General features: G+C 66.3%; 17 protein-coding genes and 3 pseudogenes. 9 read left to right on the forward strand and 11 right to left on the reverse strand.

Annotated elements, in window-relative coordinates; genetic code table 11:
• Positions 1-8 precede the first annotated feature (8 nt).
• Positions 9-1,652 carry an FAD-dependent monooxygenase gene (locus tag ERC79_RS10300; RefSeq protein ID WP_131577907.1) on the forward strand — a complete coding sequence of 548 codons (1,644 nt, stop codon included), beginning with the start codon at positions 9-11 and terminating at the stop codon, positions 1,650-1,652.
• Here ERC79_RS10300 and ERC79_RS10305 read toward each other — a convergent pair.
• Positions 1,642-2,499: a LysR family transcriptional regulator gene (locus ERC79_RS10305; protein WP_131577908.1), complete on the reverse strand. Its 858-nt coding sequence runs from the start codon at positions 2,497-2,499 to the stop codon at positions 1,642-1,644. The genes ERC79_RS10300 and ERC79_RS10305 overlap by 11 nt on opposite strands.
• An 85-nt stretch (positions 2,500-2,584) precedes the next feature.
• On the opposite strand from ERC79_RS10305, the gene ERC79_RS10310 reads away from it, so the two are divergent.
• On the forward strand, positions 2,585-3,721 hold the full coding sequence (locus ERC79_RS10310) for a YbfB/YjiJ family MFS transporter (protein ID WP_347563587.1): 1,137 nt from the start codon (positions 2,585-2,587) through the stop codon (positions 3,719-3,721).
• A 129-nt stretch (positions 3,722-3,850) separates the two neighbouring features.
• Here the strand turns inward: ERC79_RS10310 and ERC79_RS10315 are convergent, their stop codons facing one another.
• Together ERC79_RS10315 and ERC79_RS10320 are read right to left on the reverse strand one after the other, a co-directional pair.
• Positions 3,851-5,473, reverse strand: coding sequence for a long-chain fatty acid--CoA ligase (locus ERC79_RS10315; protein ID WP_131577910.1), 1,623 nt, complete (start codon positions 5,471-5,473; stop codon positions 3,851-3,853).
• Positions 5,474-5,617: 144 nt separating this feature from the next.
• Positions 5,618-6,733: an amidohydrolase family protein gene (locus ERC79_RS10320; protein ID WP_242676801.1), complete on the reverse strand. Its 1,116-nt coding sequence runs from the start codon at positions 6,731-6,733 to the stop codon at positions 5,618-5,620.
• Between the two features lie 102 nt (positions 6,734-6,835).
• On the opposite strand from ERC79_RS10320, the gene ERC79_RS10325 reads away from it, so the two are divergent.
• Positions 6,836-8,209: a glutamine synthetase family protein gene (locus ERC79_RS10325; RefSeq protein WP_131577911.1), complete on the forward strand. Its 1,374-nt coding sequence runs from the start codon at positions 6,836-6,838 to the stop codon at positions 8,207-8,209.
• A gap of 250 nt (positions 8,210-8,459) precedes the next feature.
• On the forward strand, positions 8,460-8,960 hold the full coding sequence (locus ERC79_RS10330; RefSeq protein WP_131577913.1) for a hypothetical protein: 501 nt from the start codon (positions 8,460-8,462) through the stop codon (positions 8,958-8,960).
• Positions 8,961-9,099: 139 nt separating this feature from the next.
• Here the strand turns inward: ERC79_RS10330 and ERC79_RS10335 are convergent, their stop codons facing one another.
• Positions 9,100-9,705 (reverse strand): CHAP domain-containing protein, encoded by a 606-nt coding sequence (locus ERC79_RS10335; RefSeq protein WP_131577914.1) that lies wholly within the window; start codon positions 9,703-9,705, stop codon positions 9,100-9,102.
• A 215-nt stretch (positions 9,706-9,920) separates the two neighbouring features.
• Here ERC79_RS10335 and ERC79_RS10340 point away from each other — a divergent pair.
• The 5 genes and pseudogenes from ERC79_RS10340 to ERC79_RS10360 form a co-directional block, all read left to right on the forward strand.
• A pseudogene (locus ERC79_RS10340) lies at positions 9,921-10,502 on the forward strand (HNH endonuclease); the annotation flags it as partial.
• Positions 10,503-10,562: 60 nt separating this feature from the next.
• Positions 10,563-10,856 carry a transposase gene (locus tag ERC79_RS10345; RefSeq protein WP_165497076.1) on the forward strand — a complete coding sequence of 98 codons (294 nt, stop codon included), beginning with the start codon at positions 10,563-10,565 and terminating at the stop codon, positions 10,854-10,856.
• A gap of 150 nt (positions 10,857-11,006) precedes the next feature.
• A complete protein-coding gene (locus ERC79_RS23270) occupies positions 11,007-11,282 on the forward strand; it encodes a hypothetical protein (RefSeq protein WP_207390461.1) in 276 nt (91 codons plus the stop codon).
• Between the two features lie 45 nt (positions 11,283-11,327).
• The gene (locus tag ERC79_RS10355) at positions 11,328-11,549 is read left to right on the forward strand and encodes a hypothetical protein (protein ID WP_165497077.1); all 222 of its coding nucleotides are present in this window, start codon (positions 11,328-11,330) and stop codon (positions 11,547-11,549) included.
• A 64-nt stretch (positions 11,550-11,613) separates the two neighbouring features.
• A pseudogene (locus tag ERC79_RS10360) lies at positions 11,614-12,890 on the forward strand (IS256 family transposase).
• On the opposite strand, the pseudogene ERC79_RS10365 reads toward ERC79_RS10360, so the two are convergent.
• From ERC79_RS10365 to pepN, 7 genes and pseudogenes are all read right to left on the reverse strand, one after another.
• Positions 12,883-13,338: pseudogene (locus tag ERC79_RS10365) on the reverse strand (IS30 family transposase); the annotation flags it as partial. The pseudogenes ERC79_RS10360 and ERC79_RS10365 overlap by 8 nt on opposite strands.
• A 131-nt stretch (positions 13,339-13,469) precedes the next feature.
• A complete protein-coding gene (ltrA, locus tag ERC79_RS10370) occupies positions 13,470-14,810 on the reverse strand; it encodes a group II intron reverse transcriptase/maturase (protein WP_347563588.1) in 1,341 nt (446 codons plus the stop codon).
• Positions 14,811-15,465: 655 nt separating this feature from the next.
• Complete coding sequence (locus ERC79_RS10375) at positions 15,466-16,641, reverse strand: IS30 family transposase (RefSeq protein ID WP_242676802.1); 1,176 nt, start codon at positions 16,639-16,641, stop codon at positions 15,466-15,468.
• A 314-nt stretch (positions 16,642-16,955) separates the two neighbouring features.
• A complete protein-coding gene (locus ERC79_RS10380; protein WP_242676803.1) occupies positions 16,956-18,665 on the reverse strand; it encodes an alkaline phosphatase D family protein in 1,710 nt (569 codons plus the stop codon).
• Positions 18,666-18,741: 76 nt separating this feature from the next.
• On the reverse strand, positions 18,742-19,518 hold the full coding sequence (locus ERC79_RS10385; RefSeq protein ID WP_131577921.1) for an ABC transporter permease: 777 nt from the start codon (positions 19,516-19,518) through the stop codon (positions 18,742-18,744).
• 175 nt (positions 19,519-19,693) lie between these two features.
• Entirely contained in the window at positions 19,694-19,825 is a 132-nt protein-coding gene (locus ERC79_RS23725) for a hypothetical protein (RefSeq protein ID WP_278249730.1), read from the reverse strand.
• 163 nt (positions 19,826-19,988) lie between these two features.
• Positions 19,989-22,475: an aminopeptidase N gene (gene pepN / locus ERC79_RS10390; protein WP_131577923.1), complete on the reverse strand. Its 2,487-nt coding sequence runs from the start codon at positions 22,473-22,475 to the stop codon at positions 19,989-19,991.
• Positions 22,476-22,528 lie beyond the last annotated feature (53 nt).

The raw sequence follows: 22,528 nt of genomic DNA on the forward strand, positions 1-22,528 counted from the left end.
ATCTTTCGATGAGCGTCAACCACATTCGCACCGGCACCGTGGCAGTAGTCGGCAATGGTCCGGTAGGCCAGACCACGGCACTGCTGCTCGCCCGCTGGGGCGTCCGCGTCGTCCTGCTCGACGGTCGGGCCGAACGGGACCCGATCGGCTCCAAGGCCATCTGCCAGCAGCGCGACGTGCTCGAGGTGTGGGCCGCAATCGGCGTCGGCGAGCAGATCGCAGCGGAGGGGGTCACGTGGGACACCGCGCGCACGTTCCACCGTGGACACGAACTGTTCTCGCAGCAGTTCGTCGATCACGGGCAGTCGCCGTTCCCGCCCTTTGTCAACGTCTCACAGGCCCGCACCGAGGAACTGCTCGACGGCGCCATCGCGCGGCAACCGCTCATCGACGTCCGCTGGGGCCATGCGGTCGAGGACATCGAGCAGGACGGATCCGAGGTCCGACTCGGGTGCGCCACCGAGGCGGGATCGGTAACGGTTGCCGCCGATTATGCGGTGCTCGCCAGCGGATCCCGCAGTGACGAACTGCGCCGTCAGCTCGGGATCGGGTTCCCCGGCCGGTCGTTCGACGACAAGTTCCTCATCTGTGACATCCAGGCCGACATTCCAGGCTGGGCCGACGAGCGCCGCTTCTACTTCGACCCGGAGTGGAACCCGGGTCGGCAGGTGCTGATCCATCCCTGCCCGGACTCGACCTTCCGGATCGACTGGCAGGTCCCCGGCGATTACGACCTCGACGAGGAGGCAGAGAGTGGCGCACTGGACGCGCGGATCCGGCAGATCATCGGCGACACGCCCTACCGAATCGTATGGAAGTCGTTGTACCGCTTCCATGCCCGTCTCACCGACCGCATGCGGGTGGGCAGGGTGCTGCTTGCCGGGGACTGCGCGCACATCGTGTCGCCGTTCGGTGCGCGTGGACTGAACTCGGGTGTCGGCGACGCCGAGAACGCCGCCTGGAAGCTGGCGTTCGTGCTGCGCGGCTGGGCCGGCCCATCGCTGCTCGACACCTACGATCTCGAACGTCGCGCCGCGGCCTCCGAGAACCTCGCGGTCACGTCCGCGACGATGGACTTCCTGGTGCCCCGGACTGATGCACAGCACGCCCGTCGCGCCGCCGTTCTCGAGGCCGCGATCGCCGATCCCGAGGCGCGGGCGGACGTCGACTCCGGCCGGCTCGCCGAACCGTTCTGGTACGTCGATTCACCGCTGACGACGCCGGACCCGACCCGACCCTTCGCCGGACGCCCCGCTCGCGGCGTCGCACCCGAGCCCGTTCCGGGCGTGCTCGTGCCTGATGTTCCGGTGTCGGTCCGTGGCCAGAGTTGCGCGCGTCTGCGGGAGATCGCCCGGCACGGCGTCCTGCTGCTGTACGGCACCGAGATCGATCCGACGGAAATTCGCGAGAGCGCGCTCACCGCCACCCACGCCCCCATCCGGATACACGCCCTGGCCGATGTCGACACCACCGGACTGCTCACTGCTGCAATGAAAGCAGCGGCGAACGAGGTATGGATCGTACGCCCCGACGCCCATATCGCCGCGGTCGTCGACGGCCGCAACCAACCCGCCCTGGTAACGGCGCTACGCCGTGCCGTGGGCGCCGAGGTGATGGCTGGTGAGCGACAGGACGGCTCTCTCACCGCCTGAGACGGTGAGCCTCGGCTAGCGCGCAGTCCCGCAGGACCCGCACCAGCGGAGTCACACGGGATGCGATGTAGACGAGGCTCACCGCAGTCGGTGCGGCGTCCTCGATATCGACGAAGCGGACATTGTGATGGTGCACCCGACGCCGCGCGGCGATCGGCACGGCCCCGACGCCGCGGTCGGTCGCGATCAGTTCCAGCCACTCGTCGAAGTTGGTGCAGGTCACAATCTCTCGGCCGGGGTCCGGTTCCGTCCAGGACTCGGCACGGGTCGTCCCGGTCAGGGTGTTGACGACGAGTGGATACGTTCCCAACTCGGCCCACGTGATCGTGTCCCGCTCCGCTAGGAGTGACCGGGCGCTGACCGCGGCGACACGTGGCTCCGAGAACAGATGGTGTACCGCCAGCACCCCACCGGGAACCTCGCCACGCATCACCGCGGCATCGATGACACCGTCGCGCAGTGCAGTCTGCGGATCGTCGCATCGCTGCAGCAACACTCTCGCGCCAGAGCGTTCCTCGCACGCGGCGATCGTGTCGTGCGCCCATGGGTCCGGAAGCAGCCAGCTGAATCCGAGTCGCACCGTCCGATTGGCCTGCGCGGATGCGACCGCGGCATCCAGATCGCCGAGGACGTGGCGGATGCGTTCCGCGAACGCCCGCCCGTCCTCGGTCGGTGTCATCGACCGCGAGGTCCGCTCCAACAGACGGGTTCCGAGGGTGGCTTCGAGTTGCTGGATCGTTCGCGTCAACGCGGGTTGTGTGATGTTCAGCCGCTCAGCGGCGGCCGTGAAGGTGCCGGCATCGATCACCGCGACCAACGCCCGCATATGTCGCAGCTCGACATTCATAATCAACAAGCATAGATGCCGCCGAAACGGCATTTCCGTACGGCGCCCGTCCCACATAGCGTCGAGATGACGAAGGGGGACGGCCGTGAACGTGCCGACACGGATCCGGACGGGTGCTCCGCCCCGGAATGCCCGCGTGACGGTCCTGCGCGCTGCCGCCGGACTCGCCGCGGCGATGGGTGTCGGCCGATTCGTCTACACCCCACTGCTACCACTCATGCAGGAGCAGACCGGCGTTTCGCACTCCGATACCGCACTGATCGCGACCGCCAACTACCTCGGCTACTTCCTGGGCGCGATCGCGCTCGCCCTCCTCCCGTCCGGAGCACGCTCGCGGGTCCTGTTCCGCTCGTCCATCCTCGCCCTCATTGCGAGCGAACTCGTGATGATCACCGGTACCGACGTTCGCCTGTGGCTGGCCGCGCGCGTCGTGGCCGGCATCGCGAGTGCCGCCGTCTTCGTGTACTGCGCCACGGCGGTGGTCGGTCACCCGTCGGCTGGGGTGACGTTCACCGGTGTCGGGGTCGGCATCGCGACGTCGGGCATCCTTGTCGTCGCGCTCGGGCCGATCGTGTCGTGGAACATGCTGTGGGCCGCCGCTGCCGCGATCACGGCGGGCTACGCAGCGATCGCCTGGAGCCTGCCGCCCGGGGCTCCTCCTCCCCTGCACCAGAACAGCTCTGGGATACGCGCCTCGCCATCGGCGCGCTGGTGGACACTCGGCACTTCCTACTTCCTCGAAGGCCTGGGCTACATCATCCTCGGCACATTCCTGGTCGCGGCGGTGTCTACCGGGGGTGCGGACTGGACGGGCCCCGCGGCATGGGTGGTGGTCGGGTTCGCCGCGATCCCGTCCCCGCTGCTGTGGGCGAAGGCCCTGCGCCGCTGGTCCGCGGAGTCACTGCTCGCGGTGGCACTTGCGCTACAGGCCTTCTCCGCACTGCTACCCGCACTGGTCGCAGGTCCGGCAGCTGCCCTGCTCGCGGCGGTGCTGTTCGGCGGGACCTTCATGGGCATCACGCTGCTAGCCATGGATTCGGCCCTCGGACTGGGCATTCCGCGTGCCGCGGCGGCCTTGACGGCGGTGTACGGGCTCGGGCAGATCCTCGGGCCGCTGGCGGTGGCGCCGATGCTGGGAGATGGCTTCCGGGCGGCGTTCGTCTGCGCGGCAATCGTTCTCGTCGTGGCCGCGCTACTGGCGAGTGCCACCCGGCGCCGATAACGGAAGATCAAGAGCCTGGATCGGCATAGTCCTGCTTCGGTATGGTCCTGGAGCGCGCGGACACCCGCGCGGCGGACCTGCCACGCCGGATCGGGACGGCGCCCGATCCGGCGTGACGGGTCTATCGAGTCACAACCGGGTGACGTCGAGACTGCCGTCGTGGAAATCGGCGCGCAGCCGCTTCTTGTCGAACTTGCCGACGCTCGTCTTCGGCACTTCCTGGATCACGGCCCAGTTCTCGGGAAGCTGCCACTTGGCAACCTTGTCCGCCAGGAAATCTCGCAGCTCGTCCAGTGTCGTCGTGCTGCCCTCGCGCAACACGACGGCTACGAGCGGGCGCTCGTCCCACTTCTCGTCCGGCACGCCGATCACCGCGGCCTCCGTCACCGACGGATGTCCCATCACGGCGTTCTCCAGATCCACCGAAGAGATCCACTCACCACCGGACTTGATGATGTCCTTGGTACGGTCCGAGAGCGTCAGGAAGCCGTCCGGGGTGATGGAGCCGACGTCCCCGGTCCGCAGCCAGCCGTCGCGGAACTTGTCGGGAGCGTCCACGCCGTAGTACGACGCGGTGATCCACGGACCACGCACCTCGAGTTCGCCGACGCTGCGGCCGTCGTGCGCAACGACGTTGCCGTCGTCGTCGATCAGGCGCGCCTCGACGGACGCCGGGAAGCGGCCCTGCGTGTACCGGTACTTCCACATCTCGTCCCCGGACGTCCCGGCGGGCGGACGGGCCACAGATCCGAGCGGGGAAGTCTCGGTCATTCCCCAGGCATGCAACACCGAGACCTTGTGGTCCTCTTCGAACGCGTGCATCAGCGACGGCGGCACTGCCGCACCACCGATCAGCACCTCCCGCATCGACGAGATGTCCTGCGGATGATGTTCGAGGTGCAGGTGCAGGCCCTGCCAGATGGTCGGGACAGCCGCCGCGATCGTGGGGCGCTCGGCGGCGATGAGCTCGGCGAGCGGCGCCGGCTGCAGGAACCGGTCCGGCATGATCAGCGAGGCACCGATCAGGAAGGCTCCGTACGGCAGGCCCCACGACATCGCGTGGAACTGCGGCACGACGGCCAGAACGCGGTCGCCCTGCGCCAGATTGGGCCCGTCGCTCATGCACACCTGCATGGAATGCAGATAGATCGACCGGTGCGAGTACACGACACCCTTCGGGTCGCCCGTGGTTCCGGATGTGTAACACATTGCGGCAGCAGAGCGTTCGTCGAGCTCCGGCCAGTCGAACTCGGTCGGCAGTCCCGAAATCAGGCTCTCGTAGGCGTGCACCTGCACCCCTTCGGGCGCTTCGAGTCCGCCGGTCGAGTCGCCGGTGACGATTACGTGCTCCACCGTCTTCATCTGTGACAGCTGCGGTGCAAGCAGTGGAATCAGCGACGCGTCGACGATGATCACACGATCCTCGGCGTGGTTTGCCACGTGCACCAGCTGCTCCGGGAACAAGCGAATGTTCAAGGTGTGCAATACCGCACCCATCGACGGCACCGCCAGGTACGCCTCGAGGTGCTCGGCGTTGTTCCACATGAACGTCGCGACCCGGTCATCGCCCTCGACGCCCAGACCACGCAACGCGTGGGCCAGAGCCGCACAGCGCCGACCGACCTCGGCGTAGGTACGACGGCGCGCACCGGCCTCCGTCCAGGTCACCACCTCCGCCTCCGCGTGGACGGTACTTCCGTGCCGCAGCAACTGCGCGATGGAAAGAGGTAAATCATTCATCGTACTGAACATTCACGGCTCCTGGTTCGATGCGTGCCTGTGTGGCAAGGTCATTGTGCGCCGAAACTACGGCACGTGGGAGACCCGGATCACTCAGGCACCAATTCTGGGCGTTTCGGACTAATCGGTCTACCGCTCCGCATGCCTTCCCCATGATCAGGACCCGAGTCGGTACGCGCGGTGGGCATTGCCGACGCCGATCATCCGCGCGATCCGTTCGGCGTCGGCGATCGACCACGAGTCCTCGGCGACGCCCGCGCCGAGGACGTCGGCCAGCGCCTGCCGGAAGAGCACCGTGCTCACGTGGAACAGCTCCGGCAGCCCGCACCCGTCGGTGGAGAACAGCACCGAACCGAACGGCGCCAGCTCGAGCAGCTCTGTGAGGACCCGTCCGGTGCCGGTCCCGACATTCTGCACCGCCAGGCCGATGTCGACGAAGACGTGGTCGAACACCTGTGCCAGGTAGCCGGCGTGCCGGTGGAACGGATAGGTGTGCAGCAGCATGATCGGCACCCCGTGGTGTGCGGTGGCCCGCAGCAAGGGAGTGAGCAGCAACGGATCGGCGCGGGCCAGATCGGTATCGGCGTCGCCGTAGCCGGTGTGGAACTGGATCGGCATGCCGAGGTCGATGGCCGCCCAGATCAGAAAGCGGATCACAGTCTCATCGGTCAGACGCGGGGTCGCCCCGTGCTGGATGTCCGATGCCCATCGCGCCACCGCTGTGACGACCGCGGCCTCGGAAGGACGGGCGGGATCCAGGTCGAGGCCGACGCGATACGCCGCGATGGACTTGAACGCGATCGCTGATTCCGCCGCAGCCGTGAGCCTTTCGCGGCACACGTCCGCGAAGACGATCGGATCGTGTTCGGGGATCACCTGTTCGGCAACCATCTCGAGCCGGACCACCTCGCGCGCGGTCGCCCCGGTGTACGCCGCCAGCTCGTCGGGTGATGTCAGTTGGTCGGCGAAAAATCCTGTATCGACCAGGAATTGGAAGATTCCGGTCGCCGTCAGAAGACGTCGGCTCACCTCGGCGGGGCCGAGCTCGGCGCGGCGCTCGAGGTAGGCGTCGGGCTCGGTGTGCGGCGTGAGGTCCAACAGCGGCGCACAGAACCTTCGGACCGCGAACCCGACCTGGGTGTCGAACAGGGTGCCGTGCCAGGGACCGGGTGCGTCGGCCTCGCACAGCCACGACTCGAACGCAGCCCGATCCAGCGGCTCGCGCAGCACCCCGTGACAGTGGTGGTCGACGAGGGAAATCCGCTCGATCACCTCCGCAATCCGGCTTCTCCCGCGGCTTCCCGGCGTATCGTCTGGACACGGCTCCACCCCTGCATTGTGCCGCTGACCCGGACCCGGCGTGAGGGAGATGCGATGGATCGGCACGACCGCGAGCGACGCGCCATCGAGGCCGCCCGACTGACCCGCCGGCTCACTGACCGGGGCGTCGTCGGCGTGGCCCTGACGTGGGTCGACAACAGTGGCGTCGTGCGCACCAAGGCGGTGCCCGTACAGCGACTCGAACGGACCGCGGAGTGGGGCGTGGGCGCCTCACCGGTGTTCGACGCGTTCACACCCGACGACACCATCGTCGCCGGGCGGTATGCCGGCGGTCCGATCGGCGACCTGCGTCTGCTGCCCGACCTGAACCGGGTCACCGTGCTCGCCGCGCAGCCGGGCTGGGCCTGGGCGCCCGTCGACCGGTACACGCGAGGAGGCGAACCACACCCGCAGGATTCGCGAGGCGCGCTGCACCGCGCCGTCGCGAAGCTGTCCGCGGACGGGCTGACCGTGAAGGCGGCCGTCGAGATCGAATGGGCGCTCAGGCTGGACCGCAAGGAGTTCGTGCCGGCCACCCGTGGGCCCGCCTACGGATTCACCCGCGTGGTGGAGCGGTCGGACTACCTGGCCGAATTGCTGACCGCGCTGTGGGACCAGGACGTCGCGGTGGAGCAGATCCACCCCGAGTACGCATCCGGGCAGTTCGAGGTGTCCGTCGCCGCCGAGGACCCGGTGGGCGCAGCCGACACGTTCGTGCTGGTCCGGGAGACGATCCGGGCGGTGTCGCTGCGACACGGGCTGCGAGCGTCGTTCTCGCCGAAGGTGGACGCCGCCGGCGTCGGGAACGGCGGCCACGTGCACCTGTCGGTATGGCAGGACGGGGTGAACCTGCACGGCGGCGGCGACGGCCCGTGCGCAATGACGACCACGGCAGAAGGATTCGCCGCCGGAATCCTGGAACGGCTGCCCGCACTGCTGGCCATCGGCGCGCCGTCCGTCGCCAGCTATCTGCGGTTGGTTCCCGGACAGTGGGCCGCACCATTCCAGGCCTGTGGGCACGAGAATCGGGAAACGGCACTGCGTTTCGTCACCGGTAGCACTGGGGAGGAACGGACGGCGCCGAATCTCGAGGTCAAGGTGTTCGACCAGTCCGCGAACCCGTATCTGTGCCTGGCGGGGCTGCTGTTCGCGGGCATGGCCGGAGCCCGCAGCGGCGCCCGGCTGCCCCCGCTCGTCGACGTCGACCCCTCGTCGCTCACCGAGCAGCAACGTGCCGAGCGCGGAATCCGCATGCTGCCGACATCACTCGCGGAGGCCACCGACGCCCTGGAGGCCGACGCGTTGCTGACCGAGGCGTTCGGCGCCGAGTTGGTGGCCACCATCGCAGACGTGCACCGCGCCGAGATCGCCCGGTTCGCCGACGCGTCACCGGAGGACATCGCCGCGGCGTTGCGGTGGGCGTTCTGAGGAACGCGCGGTGCGGCGAAAACAACTCCGAAACAACTTCCTACAACTCCGAGAAGACCGTGCCCATCGATCCGAGAAGGCTCCTGAACTCGGATTATGGCGTCTCCGACGCGCTTCCCACCCCGCATGGCGCAGCGCGTGAATCCAGATAGTTTTTGCAGAGTTGTTGAAACAACTTTGCAGCAACTCGCCGTAAAGTCGCTAGTCTTGCCTCGTCAAACCGAGCTGACCCGATGCCGTCCCTACCGCGTTGGACGCGATCTGGGCCGGCGCGACGGGGGGTTCGCAGGAGACTGCGGTTCTCGTTTTCAAAGAGGATCCCGCTCGGGTACCCAGCCGGCCCGCCGCCAGGGGGAACCCCGACGCCGAAGTAGCCGAAACACTGATCGACGGATGCATCTGCTTCGCCATCGGCAGCGGCGGTGACGCCTACGTGGTGCTCGGGGTTTCCGACAGGCGCTCCGGGCCGGATGCGTTCGCCGGAACCGTTCGCGACGCCGACTGGGTGGAGAAGAAGGTCTTCGACAAGACAGTGCCCAATCTGCGGGTAGTGCTCAGGCATCTGTCACATGCGCCCTTGATGACGTTGCGGCAGGTGGCTACCCAGACCCGGGACATCGTCGCCGCCACAGGTGCCGACCGGCGAGACGTCACGCAACTGACGTACCTCCGTCAGTCGGGGCGAGCTGAGAAGGATCCCACCGGCCCGTCGCGTGGACCGGGCGTACGGTGGTTAACCCCGAAACGGTAAGCGCGGCTTCACAGCGACCACCCCCGCTGGGTGTGCTCGCGCGCCGCAACCGGATCGATCGTGCTCATCGAGCCCTCCCCTCACCCCGGAGATCGGGGTCCGCATCGGAGCATAAACGGGCAGTGGCGCCGCCCGGCGGTCAGGAATCCAACCGGCCGAATCCCACGACGGCGGAGTCGGACTGCCAGTCGAGGTCGTGGACCCGGATCTTGCCGAGTTCGTTGCCGCCGACCGTGGTGGCGGTGTCACCGTCAACCGCGACGACGAAGTTGGTGTGCTGCCCGATCCGGAATTCGTTGTTGTAGAGCACCACATCACCCGTCTTGGGCCGGTAGCCGTTGCCGATGGGCTCGAACCGATCTGCCGATTCGTAGTACTCCTGCAGCGTGTAAACGCCGGGGATGCGCCAAGACCCGGAGTTGGGGTTCGACAGCGGCTGGCCCGCCTCCCGCATTATCCAACTGACGAAGTTGGCGCACCACGGCTCGTCGGCTCCGTCCGAATAGAAGGTGCCGGGACGCTGCTGCCCGTGTTCCTGCTCGAGCAGGTCGACGACCCGCGCCTGCGTCGGCGACAGCTGCGACATGTCGACGTCGGGGAAGGACGCCGTGTCCCACGGCATGTACCGCTCCGGCGCCCACCACAGCACACCGCCCGCCACCACAGCCAGCACCGCGATCACGGCAGCGATCCAGACGACGAGGCGACGGCGGCGGCAGCGACGAACGGTGGGCTGTGCGGTCATACCCTCGAATGTAGCCAGTTCACCGCCGCGGACCGGCCACCGCCGCGTACGCCGAGGTCAGTCGGGGTCGGCATGTCGACCTGCATTGTCGCCTGCCCGGATACGAGTAGCGTCGGGCCGCCGCGGTGCAGGGGGATTCAGCGGCATGCCCCTTCTTCCAGAACAGAATCCCCGAGCCGATTGACTCGAACACTAGTTCGATCTAAACTGACTGCATGAATCCGGGGGGAATCATCGAACCAGGCACCGCAGCCAACACACTGCACGCCGACGACATCCGCAGACTCCCCGAACCCGAACTCCTCACCGCCGCCGTTCAGATCTCCCACGAGATCGCACGCCTGGAAACCCTCCGCGTCGCCGCCGTCACCGAAATCGACCAACGCCCCGTCGCACTGGACACCCTCGGATTCCGCAGCGTCAAAATGTGGCTCGCATCGACCACCCTGCTGGAAGTACCCGCAGCCGCACGAATCCTCGCCCTCGGCAAAGCCCTCGAATCATGCCGAAACATCCTCCTGGACTGCGCCACCGGACCCACCGCCAACACCGACACCCTCCGCGGCACCATCACGAAACTCGAGCGGATCTTCGAATCTGCCGGACTGCCCGCCAGCGAAGACACCGACCGCAACGAACTCCACGCCTCCAAAACACTCAACGGACGCATCGCCGCCAAAGGCGACTTCGACAACGAGACCGGCGAAATGCTCCTCACCGCACTGTCCACACTCACCAAACCCCGCAACCCGATCGACGACCCCGCCAACACCCGCACACCCGGACAAGGGACTGCTGCATGGATAGGTGACATCTGATCTGTGGTGCCGACAGGCACTGCTGGAAGGATGTACCCCGTGCCGAAGCCGTATCCCAAAGAGTTCCGTGACGACATCGTCCGCGTCGCCCGAGGCCGTGAGCCTGGTCAGCAACTGAAGCAGATCGCCGCCGACTTCGGGATCAGCGAGTCCTGCCTGGCCAGCTGGATGAAGGCCGCCGATGTCGAAGACGGCATCAAACCCGGAACCACCGCGAGCGAGAACGCCGAGCTGCGCGAGGCGCGGAAGCGGATCCGGCTGCTCGAACAGGAGAACGAAGTCCTGCGTCGGGCGGCGGCGTATCTGTCGCAGGCGAACCTGCCGGGAAAATGATCTTCCCCCGCACGCGGGAGGTGCCCCCACCGCTCGTCCGTGAACTGGCCGCCGACGGCATCCCCGTCGCGGTGACGTGCAGGGTCCTCAAAATCGCGCGTCAGCCTTACTACCGGTGGCTTGCCGCACCTGTGACCGCTGCCGAACTCGATGAGGCATACCGGGCCAACGCCCTGTTCGACGCCCACCGCGACGACCGAAGAGTTCGGGTACCGGTTCCTCGTCGACGAGGCCGCGGACGCCGGCCAGACGATGGCGCCGCGCACCGGCTGGCGGATCTGCTCAGCCAACAAGTGGTGGAGCTCATTCGGCAAGAAACGCGGCACCAAACATGTCCGTTCCGGGCCGCCGGTCCACGACGACCTCGTCGCCCGAGACTTCACCGCCGATGAACGAAATCGGTTGTGGCTCACAGACATCACCTAGCATCACACCGGTGAGGGCAAGCTCTACCTGTGTGCAATCAAGGACGTGTACTCGAACCGGATCGTCGGCTACTCCATCGACTCGAGGATGAAGGCCCGACTCGCCGTCGACGCCCTCGACTCCGCCGTCGCCCGCCGGGCCGCGGCCGGGGATCAGGTCGCCGGCTGCATCGTCCACAGCGACCGCGGATCGCAGGGCGGATTCAAGGGGTCGTCGCAACACTGCCTGGATATTCAGGCGGTAAGTAGATCACGCGGGACTGTCTGAATAACGGTGGATCCGGGTTGGCCTGACACGCCGAGCCGCAGCGGCTTGGCGGGAAGGACCGGCCATGACGGAAACACTGGAGCCCGTGGCTACCGAGGTGGATCCAAAGCAGCTCGCCGAGCAACTGCTGGAGCAGGCCCGCGGGCAAGGTGTCGAGCTGATGGGCCCGAACGGGCTGCTCAACCAGCTGACGAAGAACGTGCTCGAAACCGCGCTCGAGGCGGAGATGACCGAGCACCTCGGCTACGACAAGCACGACCCGGCCGGCCGCGGCAGCGGCAACTCCCGGAACGGCACCCGCACCAAGACCGTGCTCACCGAGATCGGACCAGTCGACATCGAGGTCCCACGTGACACCGAGTCGTCGTTCGACCCGAAGATCGTCCGCAAGCGCCAGCGCCGACTCACGGGCATCGATGAAGTCGTATTGTCGCTCAGTGCAAAGGGTTTGACTACCGGAGAGATCGCCGCGCACTTCGACGACATCTACGGTGCAACGGCGAAAGAAGGACACCATCTCCCGCATCACCGACAAGGTGATCGAGGAGATGACCGAGTGGCAGAACCGGCCCCTGGACCGCGTCTACCCGGTGGTGTTCATCGTCCCCCACTCCGTGGGAGGTGCCCCCAGCCATCCACGTCAAGGTCCGCGACGGGCAGGTCACCAACCGGCCCGTCTACGTGGCTATCGGGGTCACCGTGGGCGGTGAACGAGACATCCTCGGGCTGTGGGTCGGCGACGGCGGCGAGGGCGCGAAGTTCTGGCTGTCGGTGCTCACCGAGATCAAGAACCGTGGCGTGGAAGACGTGTGCATCGTGGTCTGTGACGGACTGAAGGGACTGCCCGATGCGATCAACACAGTGTGGGAACTCGCGATCGTGCAGACCTGCGTAATCCACTTGATTCACAACACCTTCCGGTTCGCGGCACGCCAGTGCTGGGACGAGATGGCGCGCGACCTCAAGCCCGTCTACACGGCGCCGACGGAAGCTGCGGCGAAGGAACGGTTCGTCGAGTTCGCCGGAAAGTGGGGACCGAAATACCCGGCTATCGTGCGGCTGTGGGAGAACGCATGGTCGGAGTTCGTGCCGTTCCTCGACTACGACGTCGAGATCCGCAGGGTGATCTGCTCGACGAACGCGATCGAGTCGGTCAATGCCCGCTACCGGCGCGCGATCCGCGCCCGAGGGCACTTCCCGACCGACCAGGCCGCCCTCAAATGCCTGTACCTGGCGACCCGGTCACTGGACCCCACCGGCCGCGGTAGGGCACGATGGGCGGCAAGGTGGAAGCCCGCACTGAACGCCTTCGCAATCACCTTCGAAGGACGTATCAACTAACCGATGCCGATCCGGATCCACCGTTTATCGGACACTCCCGATCACGCAGACGCTCGGCTGGGGTATCCCAGCCGAGCGTTTTGCGTGGGCGGCCGTTGAGTTCCTGAGCGACATGCTCGAGATCCTCGGGACCGTAGACACTCAGGTCGGTGCCCTTCGGGAAGTACTGCCGCAGCAGCCCGTTGGTGTTCTCGTTGCTGCCCCGCTGCCACGGGCTGGCCGGATCGCAGAAGTAGACGGCCATGTCGGCGGCCATGCTGAACTGCTTGTGTCGGGCCATCTCGGCACCCTGATCCCAGGTCAGCGACCCGCGCAGGTGCTCCGGAAGGGTCGTCATGGTGGCGATGAGCGCGTCACGCACCGATTCGGCGTCGTGCCCGGTCGGCAGGTGCAGCAGCATCGTGTAGCGGGTGGTGCGTTCGACCAGGGTGCCGATCGCGGACTTGTTCCGCTCACCGGTGATGTAGGGGTCGGACCAGGGCGCGGTGCCGGGATTGCTCCTGGCCCGTTTCCCCGGCCCGCCCTCCGCACCGGACGTGCGACTCTCATCGCATCCGGCGCTCCACGGAACTGCCACTGCTATGCGGGAACCGAAGCTCCCGTGCTGGTCCACGGTGTGGGGATATTGCTCGCCCGCCACCGATACCGAGTAATCGGAACGGTGGTGGTGTCGAACATGATGATCCCGTTCTCTTGCGGACGATTACCTGGCCTGCCGGTCAGGAACCGCCGATAGAGATCCGCCCACGTGATCCGTTTGTGCCGTTTGAGCAGCCATTGGGTGACCCGGTGCCAGGCGAAGGCATCGAGGTAACCGAACGTCGCTTTCGACACGCCGTGACGGAAATACGCACACCACCCTCGGAGCACCGGGTTCAGCCGTCCGAGTAGATCAGCAAGGCCATGATGACGTGCCTTCTTCGTCAGCGCCCGCACCTTCGCCATGATCGAAAGCAACGCCTTCTTCGACGGATAGGTGTAGACGCTCATCTTGTTGGTGCCCTTCTTGCGGCGCCGCTGGATGCGGAACCCCAGAAAATCGAACCCCTCGTCCAGGTGACATACCCGGGACTTCTCCACGGACAACCGCAGCCCCAGCGGGGCTATCACGTCCGCGACTTCGTCCCACAATGCGTCCGCATGCGCTTCGGTCCCGGCCACCATGATCACGAAATCGTCCGCATAGCGGACGATCCGATAGGTGGCCCCGCCGCGCTTGCGGTGTGCATCTCGCCGCTGGGATGTCCGATGGGCATCCCATTTCGCACAGAAATGTGTATTCAACACCGTCAGAGCGATGTTGGCCAGCAGCGGTGAGAGTATGCCGCCCTGGGGTGTGCCGGTATCGGATTCCCTGACCGTTCCGTCGGAGGACATGATGCCCGCCTTCAGGAACGCCTTGATCAGGGCCAGGACCCGCTTGTCGACGACCCGCAGCCGGACCCGTTCCATGATCGCGGAATGGGCCAGCTCGTCGAAACACGCTGCGATGTCAGCCTCGAACACCCAGTGATAGTTCCGGGACCCGAGGGCGTGAATCTCAGCGATCGCGTCCTGAGCACGACGTCTGGGGCGGAAACCGTAACTGACCGGTTCGAAATCCGCCTCGAAGATCGGCTCCAACACCAGCAACAGGGACGCTTGCACCGTGCGGTCCATCGCGGTGGGGATACCCAGCCGCCTGAGCTTGCCGCTCCCCGGTTTGGGAATGAGTCTTTCCCGCACCGGAAGTGGAACAAACGTCCGAGACTTCAGCTGGTCTCGAACCTGACTCAGGAATGCCACCGCCTCGGCGTCACCCATGATGGACACCGGTGCCAGCCGGTCGACACCGGCCGAACGTGCGCCCTTGTTGCCCCGCACCCGTTCCCACGCGACGGTGAGAAAGTCCGGGTGGTGGACGAGGCCCAAACACATCATCGAACAGGCGGTCGGGATCGTCGACCGCCCAGTGGTGCAGCTTGCGTTGCATCTGTCGTACCCGCCATGCCGCCCGATCGGGATCGGGCCATGACAGCTCACCGGTATTCACCAGCGCCTGAAGTTCGTGTCGTGCGTGCTGCATCAATTCCGCTGGGGCCCTTCGCCATGTACGAGGCTTTCCCCCGCTCGGACTACTACGGCCCCTCCGCCCCACCGCGTGGCCATCGACAGACGACGCGTCAACCCGAACCACAGACCTCAGGATGAGGCCGATGCTCGGGAGCCTCGCGGTGGTTCCCACGTTCACCGTGAACCGCTCGAGGAGTGAGGTGCCCAGCTATGCCCCTGCGATATCGCCACGGCTACGCCGCAGGCATTCACCATGGCCTTCGGAGCCGACGACCTAAACCGACCCCGAAGTTCCCAACACCGAAACGCGAGTGGTGTTGGTGCGCATCGCAGACCAGCCCGAATCCACCGGGTTAGAGCTGGCGGGAGACTTGAGAGGCGTTAGAACACTGGTTCCTCGCGTACACCTTCTCCTCATGCTTGCCGGACCCAGACCATCCGGTAGTGCTGGCCTGTCCCGTCGTTGTCGGGGCTGCTTGCCACCCTCACCGGCGTCTCCCGGATCGGGCTGCCCCCAGCTTCGCTATGCTGCTGCGACAGCACAACGGCGCAGGTCTCTCACCTCCGCTCGGTTACACAGCGCCTCGTGGCGCACCAGATCGCCTTCCCAGTGCCCGGGCACGGCCCGGTCCAGGGCCTCGGCGGGACGGTCACTGATCATGATCATCGGATCGACGAACCGATGGGTGCGCTCGTCCGGTTTCCACTGCTGCTTGCGTCGGCCGCGTCCAGCTCGAAGTGCTTGCTGCACTTCCTTTTTCAATCCTCCACGGGCCTGGAAGTACAGTGCTTGGTAGATCGTCTCGTGGCTCACCCGCATGCTTTCGTCGTCGGGGAAGTCCCGACGCAAGCGATGCGAGATCTGCTCCGGCGACAGCTTCCGCGACAAGCCTTCCTCGACCGCTTCCCTCAGGACCGTGTTCCGAACCAGTTTGGACTGCTTCGGCCGCGCCCGGGCAGCGGAGGCTGCCCGATCCGCCTGATACGGCAGATACCGGCCGTCGATGCTGCGGCGACGAATCTCCCTCGAGACGGTGGAGACGTTCTTGCCGATCCGGGTTGCGATCGTCCGTAGCGAGTCCTTCACCAGCAGGCCGTCGGCGAGCGCGATCCGGTCCTCGACCGACAGGTACCGGTCGCTGATCGTCGGTCGCGTGGTGTCATCACAGGTCGCACTGGTCACCGACTGTTTGTAGACGGTGTGGCGGGTGTAGTCCACGACCCGGCCGTCCGGGTGGATCCGCCTGTTGCTGGAATGCCGGATTCCCTGACGCCAGTCCCGCGCGGTGCGTTCGTTGACACCGACCTCACGCGCCGCTCGTGTCGTCGACCAACCCTCCGCGATCAACTCCAGACAGCGACGCTTCGCCTCGGGTTTGCCCTTCGGTCGGATTCTTTCGCTGCCGACCAGGCCCTCGGCCACCAGGATCCGGCGGGCCACCGAGTGCGCCACCCCGGACGCCCTCGCCGCTGCGCTGATCGAGCCGGTCTCGCCGTAGACCGTCACGATCAGCTGAGGGTCGGCGGTGCCGGCCCGGCCGCGAGACTTGCCCACCGGCCGGCCGACCGCCCGCAAGATTGCGTAGCACCGCTGCCGCGGAAGCCCGATCGCGGCCGCAGCCTCCTTGACCGGAATCCCGGCATCGACCAATCGCGTGAGTTGGTCACCGAACCGGACGCAGTCCTCCTGAAACGACATGATCGTCGCAACCTCTCGTTGAGAGTGTTGCGACGATCATGTGAACCCGCCCTTCGTGCAGGGGGTACCCCCAGGTTCACACCACCCAGCACAGTCGACCCCTACAAGAAACCCATCCCAGCCCACAACCGCGCCGGACCAAACGCGGCATAGCGCCGTGGCCGACACCTGAAGGTAACCATCACGGCCACAACAGTTCCCACGGCGGTACAGGGAGCGCTACGGGCAGCCCATGTGGAAGTACTCGACGCAAGCCTGGCTGCTCACGATGGCGCCCGGATCACTTCGGGATCACGAACGAGGGCTGACTCCATTCACGCGCGTACCCCAGGCCGATGGCCAGCAGGGTCGAGTGGCGAACCTACGGGATGTGCCTGCTGCGAGCCGTCCGCGACCCGGTAGCTCGCTGCGTGCCGCGCCGTTCCGTGTCGATCGACAGGATCGTTGACATAGAACCAATCCATCTGTGCTGCTTGCCTGCTCACCTCGAAGACCCCGTACCCGTGCGAGTCGAGTTCGACGTACCGCACGTGACGGTTGATGGACTTGAACGCCTCTTCGGCAGCAATGGTCGCGGTGCGCGGTGGAACCTTCAGCATGTCGTCAATGTTCGGCGAAGTCACCGACGGGACCACGAACTCGGTGCCCACCGTGCCCGCGCCGGGATAGTTCGCCGCGTCGGCCGGAAGGTCGCACGCCCAGGATGTGTGGATATCGCCGGTGAGAAAGACGGTGTTGCGGACACCCGCCGCGGTGATCGCATCGAAAAGGCGACGCCGGTCGGCTGTGTACCCGTCCCACTGGTCGGTGTTGAACGGGATGCCGGCGTCGGGCAGGCCGATCATCTCGGTGATTGCTGCGGTGGTCTGGGTATCGAGCGGCGGAAACACGCACGGCGTGATCATCACCGGGTTTCCGACCAGCTTCCAGCGCGTGGGGGAGGAGACGATTCCGGCAGTGAGCCAGTCCATCTGAGTCTGCCCTGCGATGGTGCGATCGGGAGCATCGATCTTGCGCCAGCCTGCGCCGGACGGTGCCTGCTCGTCGCGGTACGTGCGCAGATCGAGCATCGAGATCTCCGCCAATGAGCCGTATCTGAAGCGCCGATACAGTGCCGCGTCAGTTCCGGTTCCGTTGACACGAACCGGCATCCACTCGAAGTAAGCACGCGTGGCACTGGCCTTGCGAGTGGCCCAGTCGCCTTGGGTGGCCGGGTCGTGATTCTCGGCGCCGCCGTTGTAGGAGTTGTCCGCGGACTCGTGGTCGTCCCACGTCGCGATGAACGGAACCTTGGCATGCAACGCCATGAGATCCGGATCGGTCTTGTACTGCGCATGCCGAATCCGGTAGTCCGCGAGCGAAACGATTTCGTGCGCCGGCTCGTGCAGGCGGATCGGTCCGTTGCGGGCACCGTACTCGCCGCGACCGTACTCGTAGATGTAGTCCCCGAGGTGCAGAATTGCGTCGAGGTCGTCGCGCTCGGCGAGGTGCCGGTACGACGCGAAGTAGCCTGCCTCCCAGTTGGAACACGACACCACCCCGAAGCGCAGACGGTCGAGGTCGGCATCGATGGCAGGTGCGGTACGAGTCCGTCCGACCGGCGAAATCTGGCCGAGAGCGGTGAAGCGGAAGTAGTAGGACGTCCCCGGGCGCAGGCCGGTGACGTCGACCTTCACGGTGTGGTCGGCGTCGGGGCCGGTAGTGACGGCACCGCTGCGTACGACCGTTTCGAAGCCCTCGTCTGTCGCGACCTGCCAGGCGAGCGCCACTGGAGCTCCTACACCCGTACCGGGCTGGGCCGCGGCGGACGGTGTGATGCGGGTCCAGATGATCACCCGGTCGGGAAGCGGATCACCCGACGCGACGCCGTGGACGAATCCCGGCGTCGCCGTGTCCGCCGACGCCCGCCCCGACGCCCCGGCCACCAGACCGGCGCCGGCCAGCGCCGCCGACCCTCGGAGCAGTGTGCGTCGGTTCAGTTCCGGACGGAGCCCACCGATCTCGTTCACTGCACCCTTCAGCAACCGATTATCGAACACCACGGAATCACAACCGAGTTCGGCCGAATGGTCAACTCAGTTCGGCTGAATCACGAACTGTTCACCCAGAGTTCCACTTGGGTCGCAACCGAAAATGTGGTCGGTGGACCCGCGCTCGGGCGACCAGCTCGATGGTGACCGCGACCGCACATGTCTGAGCGAGGAGCACTCCAACCAGGACCAGGATTTGAACTGCACCTGCCTGGGCAGCCGACCCAGTCGCAAGCAGCACACCGACGAATGCGCCCGGGAGCGTCACCAGTCCCACGGTGCGGGTCTGGTCGAGCCCCGGAATCAGTGCATCGGTCGCCGCGGGCCGGACCACCTCCATGCGGGCGTCCCGATCGCTGAGCCCGAGACTGAGTCCGGCTTCAACCTCTCCCCATCGCTGCTCGATAGCGTCGAGGCCGCGGCGGGCGGCCAGCGACGTCGCGGTCATCGCATTTCCGAGGATGATCCCCCCGATCGGGACCACGGCGACGCCTTCGAGTGGCACCACCCCGCTGACCAGCATCAACGGCACAACCGCGCCGATCCCGGTGGCGAGCGACATCGTCAGCCATGCTGCCGACCGGCCGGCGTCCGCGCGCCTAGCGGAGGTGAAGACTGCGGCCACGAACATCACCGCCAGGACGAGTAGCGACGACCACAAACGGGCCAGCGCCGCCGCGAGGATCAGTGACACCGCAGCAAGTTGGAGCGCTCCGCGGATCGAAGCGGACGGAACAATACGGGGGCTACCGAGGCCGGTAACCAGGTAGACCGCCGCCGCGGCCGCCGCCATCACCGCGCACAGCACGAACAGTGGGAGACCGGGGGTCACCACCGAGGTACCCACAGCCGCTCGCCTCCTGCCGGGTCCGTCCGATCGGTCGACGGCCGAAGGCTCGATCCATACGTGCGCGCCGTCCGCCACCAAATTCCACAGCAGCAACGGCCGTAGACGCAACTCGGGCCCGAAGCCTATGAAAGGCTTCGGGCCCGAGGGCGCTTGACTGCTCGGCGCTTAACCTCTAGACAACGAGTGCAGCGAAAGCGCCAAGGGCTGCGATGAGTGCGGCGAACGCGCCCACGGCCTCCGCACCTGCGACGACCTGATCGAAGTCCACCGACCCGATAGCAGTACCGATCTCCTGCGAACCCATGTCATACCCCTTATTGCCAGTGAAGCGGTGCTTCGCCCTATCGCCGTTCTCGGCGCCACTGCATGTGTAGCGGACGACCGAAACAGATTCCAAGCCGTGAATGCGTTGAATGGCAATCCATTACAAAAATGAAACGCCCAGGTGCCTTAGCGTAAAAATTGCGTCATGTGGCGTTAACACCGAGGGCCCGCACCCGAAGATCTCGGGCCAGGTGGGCGCGCTGTTCCACGATCAGACGGCGCAGAGCACCCGGCGCCTCCACATTGACGGCGAGCCACGTATCAACCGAATCGAGCGAATCGGCCGCGGGAAACAGCCCCAGGACGATCCGGCGGGCAATTTCGATGCTCCGCTCGGCCCACACCGACCCGATCGCGGCAAAATAGGCATCGTCGTAGCACTTGATCAGCTCACGGTGCTCACCGGCACGAAAGCCGCCGATCACGGCGTCGAGGTGGTCGTTCGTCAGAGCCGCGTCCTCGAGCGCCGACGCCCAAGCCTGAGCCTTGACATCGGCCTCCGGCCGGGCGGCCAGCGCGCGCAGGTGGGCGGTTCGACCCGACGCGGTGCCGTCCCGCTCGAGCTCGGCGTCCAGTTCCGCTGCGGCGGCATGGCCGGTGGCGGCCAGTGCCGTCCAGAGGGACCAGCGCAGATCGGGGTCCAGTGCCAGACCGTCCGGCGTCGGCCGCGCACCGTCAAGGATCGCGCGAATCTCGGGCGCCCGGCGGTCGTCGGCTGTGGCCGCCGACGCGACTGCGCGGGCCCATGCCAACTGGGAACCGGACCCGGGCTCGGCGGCGTACATCGCGGTCCAGCAGGATTCGAGCCAGTCGCCGCGCCAGCGTTCCTGCGCGGGGGAAGCCAGGTAGTGGCCAACGGCAAAGGATGCGTTCGCCAGGACCGCGGCGAGCAGTGCCATGTTGGTCTCGGCGGGCGCAAACGCGCAGGCCATCGTGAGGTACCGTCCCGCGTCGAGTTCGCCGTCGCGGGTGGCGTTCCAGAGCGCCGACCAGATCAGTCCGCGGGCCAGCGGATCGACGACGCGGTCAAGCGAGCGCTCGATCGTCGCGAGCGAGCCCGCGTCGAGACGCACCTTCGCGTAGGTGAGATCGCCGTCGTTGAGCAGGCGCAGGGGAGCCGGTGACATCGTGACCGGCGTCCGCTCGGCGACGATGTCCAGCTCCACCCGATCGCGGCAGACGAGGTCGCCTGTGTCGTCGAAATCGTAGAGTCCCAATGCCAGTCGGTGCGGGCGCGGATCGGTCTGGACGATCTCGGCACCGTCGAGCATCAGCGTGGACACTCCGGACGTCTGCAGCCAGGCGCGGGCCCAGCCGGCGAGGTCGCGCCCCGACGCCGCCGAGAGTTCGGTGAGCAGGTCCGAGAGCGTGGTGTTGCCGAATGCGTGTGTCCGGAAATAGCGTCTCGCCCCCTCGAAGAACGCATCGCGCCCGACGTAGGCGACCAACTGTTTGAGCACGCTCGCGCCCTTGGCGTAGGTGATGCCGTCGAAGTTGAGCTTGGCTGCCTCCAGATCGACGATATCGGCGACGATTGGATGCGTTGTGGGCAGTTGATCCTGCGAATAGGCCCACGCCTTACGACGATTCGCAAAGGCGACCCACGCATCGGTCCATTCGGTTGCCTCGGCGCTCGCGAGCGCGCCCATGTAGTCGGCGAAGGACTCCTTGAGCCACAGATCATCCCACCACACCATTGTCACGAGATCGCCGAACCACATATGGGCCATCTCATGCAGGATCGTGTTGGCCCGGCCCTCGTACTGCGCAGCAGTGGCCGCACCCCGGAACACGTACGCCTCGGTGAAGGTGACGCAACCCGGGTTCTCCATCGCGCCCAGGTTGTATTCGGGCACGAACACCTGGTCGTACTTGCCCCATGGATACGGGTAGTCGAAGTGCTCGGCGAAGAAGTCGAGCCCCTGCACGGTCACCGCGAAGACGGTGTCGGCATCCAGGTGCCCCGCTAGCGAAGCGCGACAGAGCACGCCGAGCGGAACCGTGAGATCACCCCTCCTCCAATTTGATTCGACTCGATAGTAGGGGCCGGCGACGATCGCGGTGATGTAGGTGGAGATGGGCAGAGTGCGGGAGAACTCGACGACCTGACGGGTGTCGTCGGTGTGACGGAGTTCGACCGGCCGGTTCGACACCGCCTCCCATTCCCTGGGAGCCGTGACGACAAACGTGAACGGCGCCTTCATGTCCGGTTGCTCGAAGCACGCGAACACGCGGCGTGCGTCCGCCGGCTCGTACTGGGTATAGAGGTAGGTCTGACCGTCGACCGGGTCGTGGAAGCGGTGCAGACCCTCACCAGAGCGGCTGTACGCTGCGGTGGCCTCGACGACCACCACATTCGACGCGCCAAGGTTGCGAACCGTAAGGCGGGCGCCGTCGTACTCCACGTCGACAGTCTCGCCATTGACGGTTACCGACTCCACCGAGGAACCGATGAAGTCGAGCCACGTCTCGGAGACTGTCGCGTCGAACTCGACGATCGTGGTGGTGACGAAATCCGCCCGGGAGAGGTCGGGGGCAGCCGACACGTCGAGCTCGACGCGGTAGTCACGGACGGTGACGGCCGCGGATCGCGCGGCGGTCTCGGCACGGGTCAGGTTCGCGGTACTCACCATCGGGATCCTGCCAGCCGCGGCACCGCCAGTGCACATCATGGAGGGTGTCC

The sequence above is a fragment of the Rhodococcus sp. ABRD24 genome (genome assembly GCF_004328705.1).
Classification (GTDB): Bacteria; Actinomycetota; Actinomycetes; order Mycobacteriales; family Mycobacteriaceae; genus Prescottella.

Bases quoted from the DNA above. Each gene is read 5' to 3' on its own strand.
- ERC79_RS10300 (WP_131577907.1), top strand. From the start codon at position 9: ATGAGCGTCAACCACATTCGCACCGGCACCGTGGCAGTAGTCGGCAAT.
- ERC79_RS10305 (WP_131577908.1), bottom strand. From the start codon at position 2,499: ATGAATGTCGAGCTGCGACATATGCGGGCGTTGGTCGCGGTGATCGAT.
- ERC79_RS10315 (WP_131577910.1), bottom strand. From the start codon at position 5,473: ATGTTCAGTACGATGAATGATTTACCTCTTTCCATCGCGCAGTTGCTG.
- ERC79_RS10325 (WP_131577911.1), top strand. From the start codon at position 6,836: ATGGATCGGCACGACCGCGAGCGACGCGCCATCGAGGCCGCCCGACTG.
- ERC79_RS10335 (WP_131577914.1), bottom strand. From the start codon at position 9,705: ATGACCGCACAGCCCACCGTTCGTCGCTGCCGCCGCCGTCGCCTCGTC.
- ERC79_RS23270 (WP_207390461.1), top strand. From the start codon at position 11,007: ATGAGGCATACCGGGCCAACGCCCTGTTCGACGCCCACCGCGACGACC.
- ltrA (WP_347563588.1), bottom strand. From the start codon at position 14,810: ATGATGTGTTTGGGCCTCGTCCACCACCCGGACTTTCTCACCGTCGCG.
- ERC79_RS10375 (WP_242676802.1), bottom strand. From the start codon at position 16,641: ATGTCGTTTCAGGAGGACTGCGTCCGGTTCGGTGACCAACTCACGCGA.
- ERC79_RS23725 (WP_278249730.1), bottom strand. From the start codon at position 19,825: ATGGGTTCGCAGGAGATCGGTACTGCTATCGGGTCGGTGGACTTCGAT.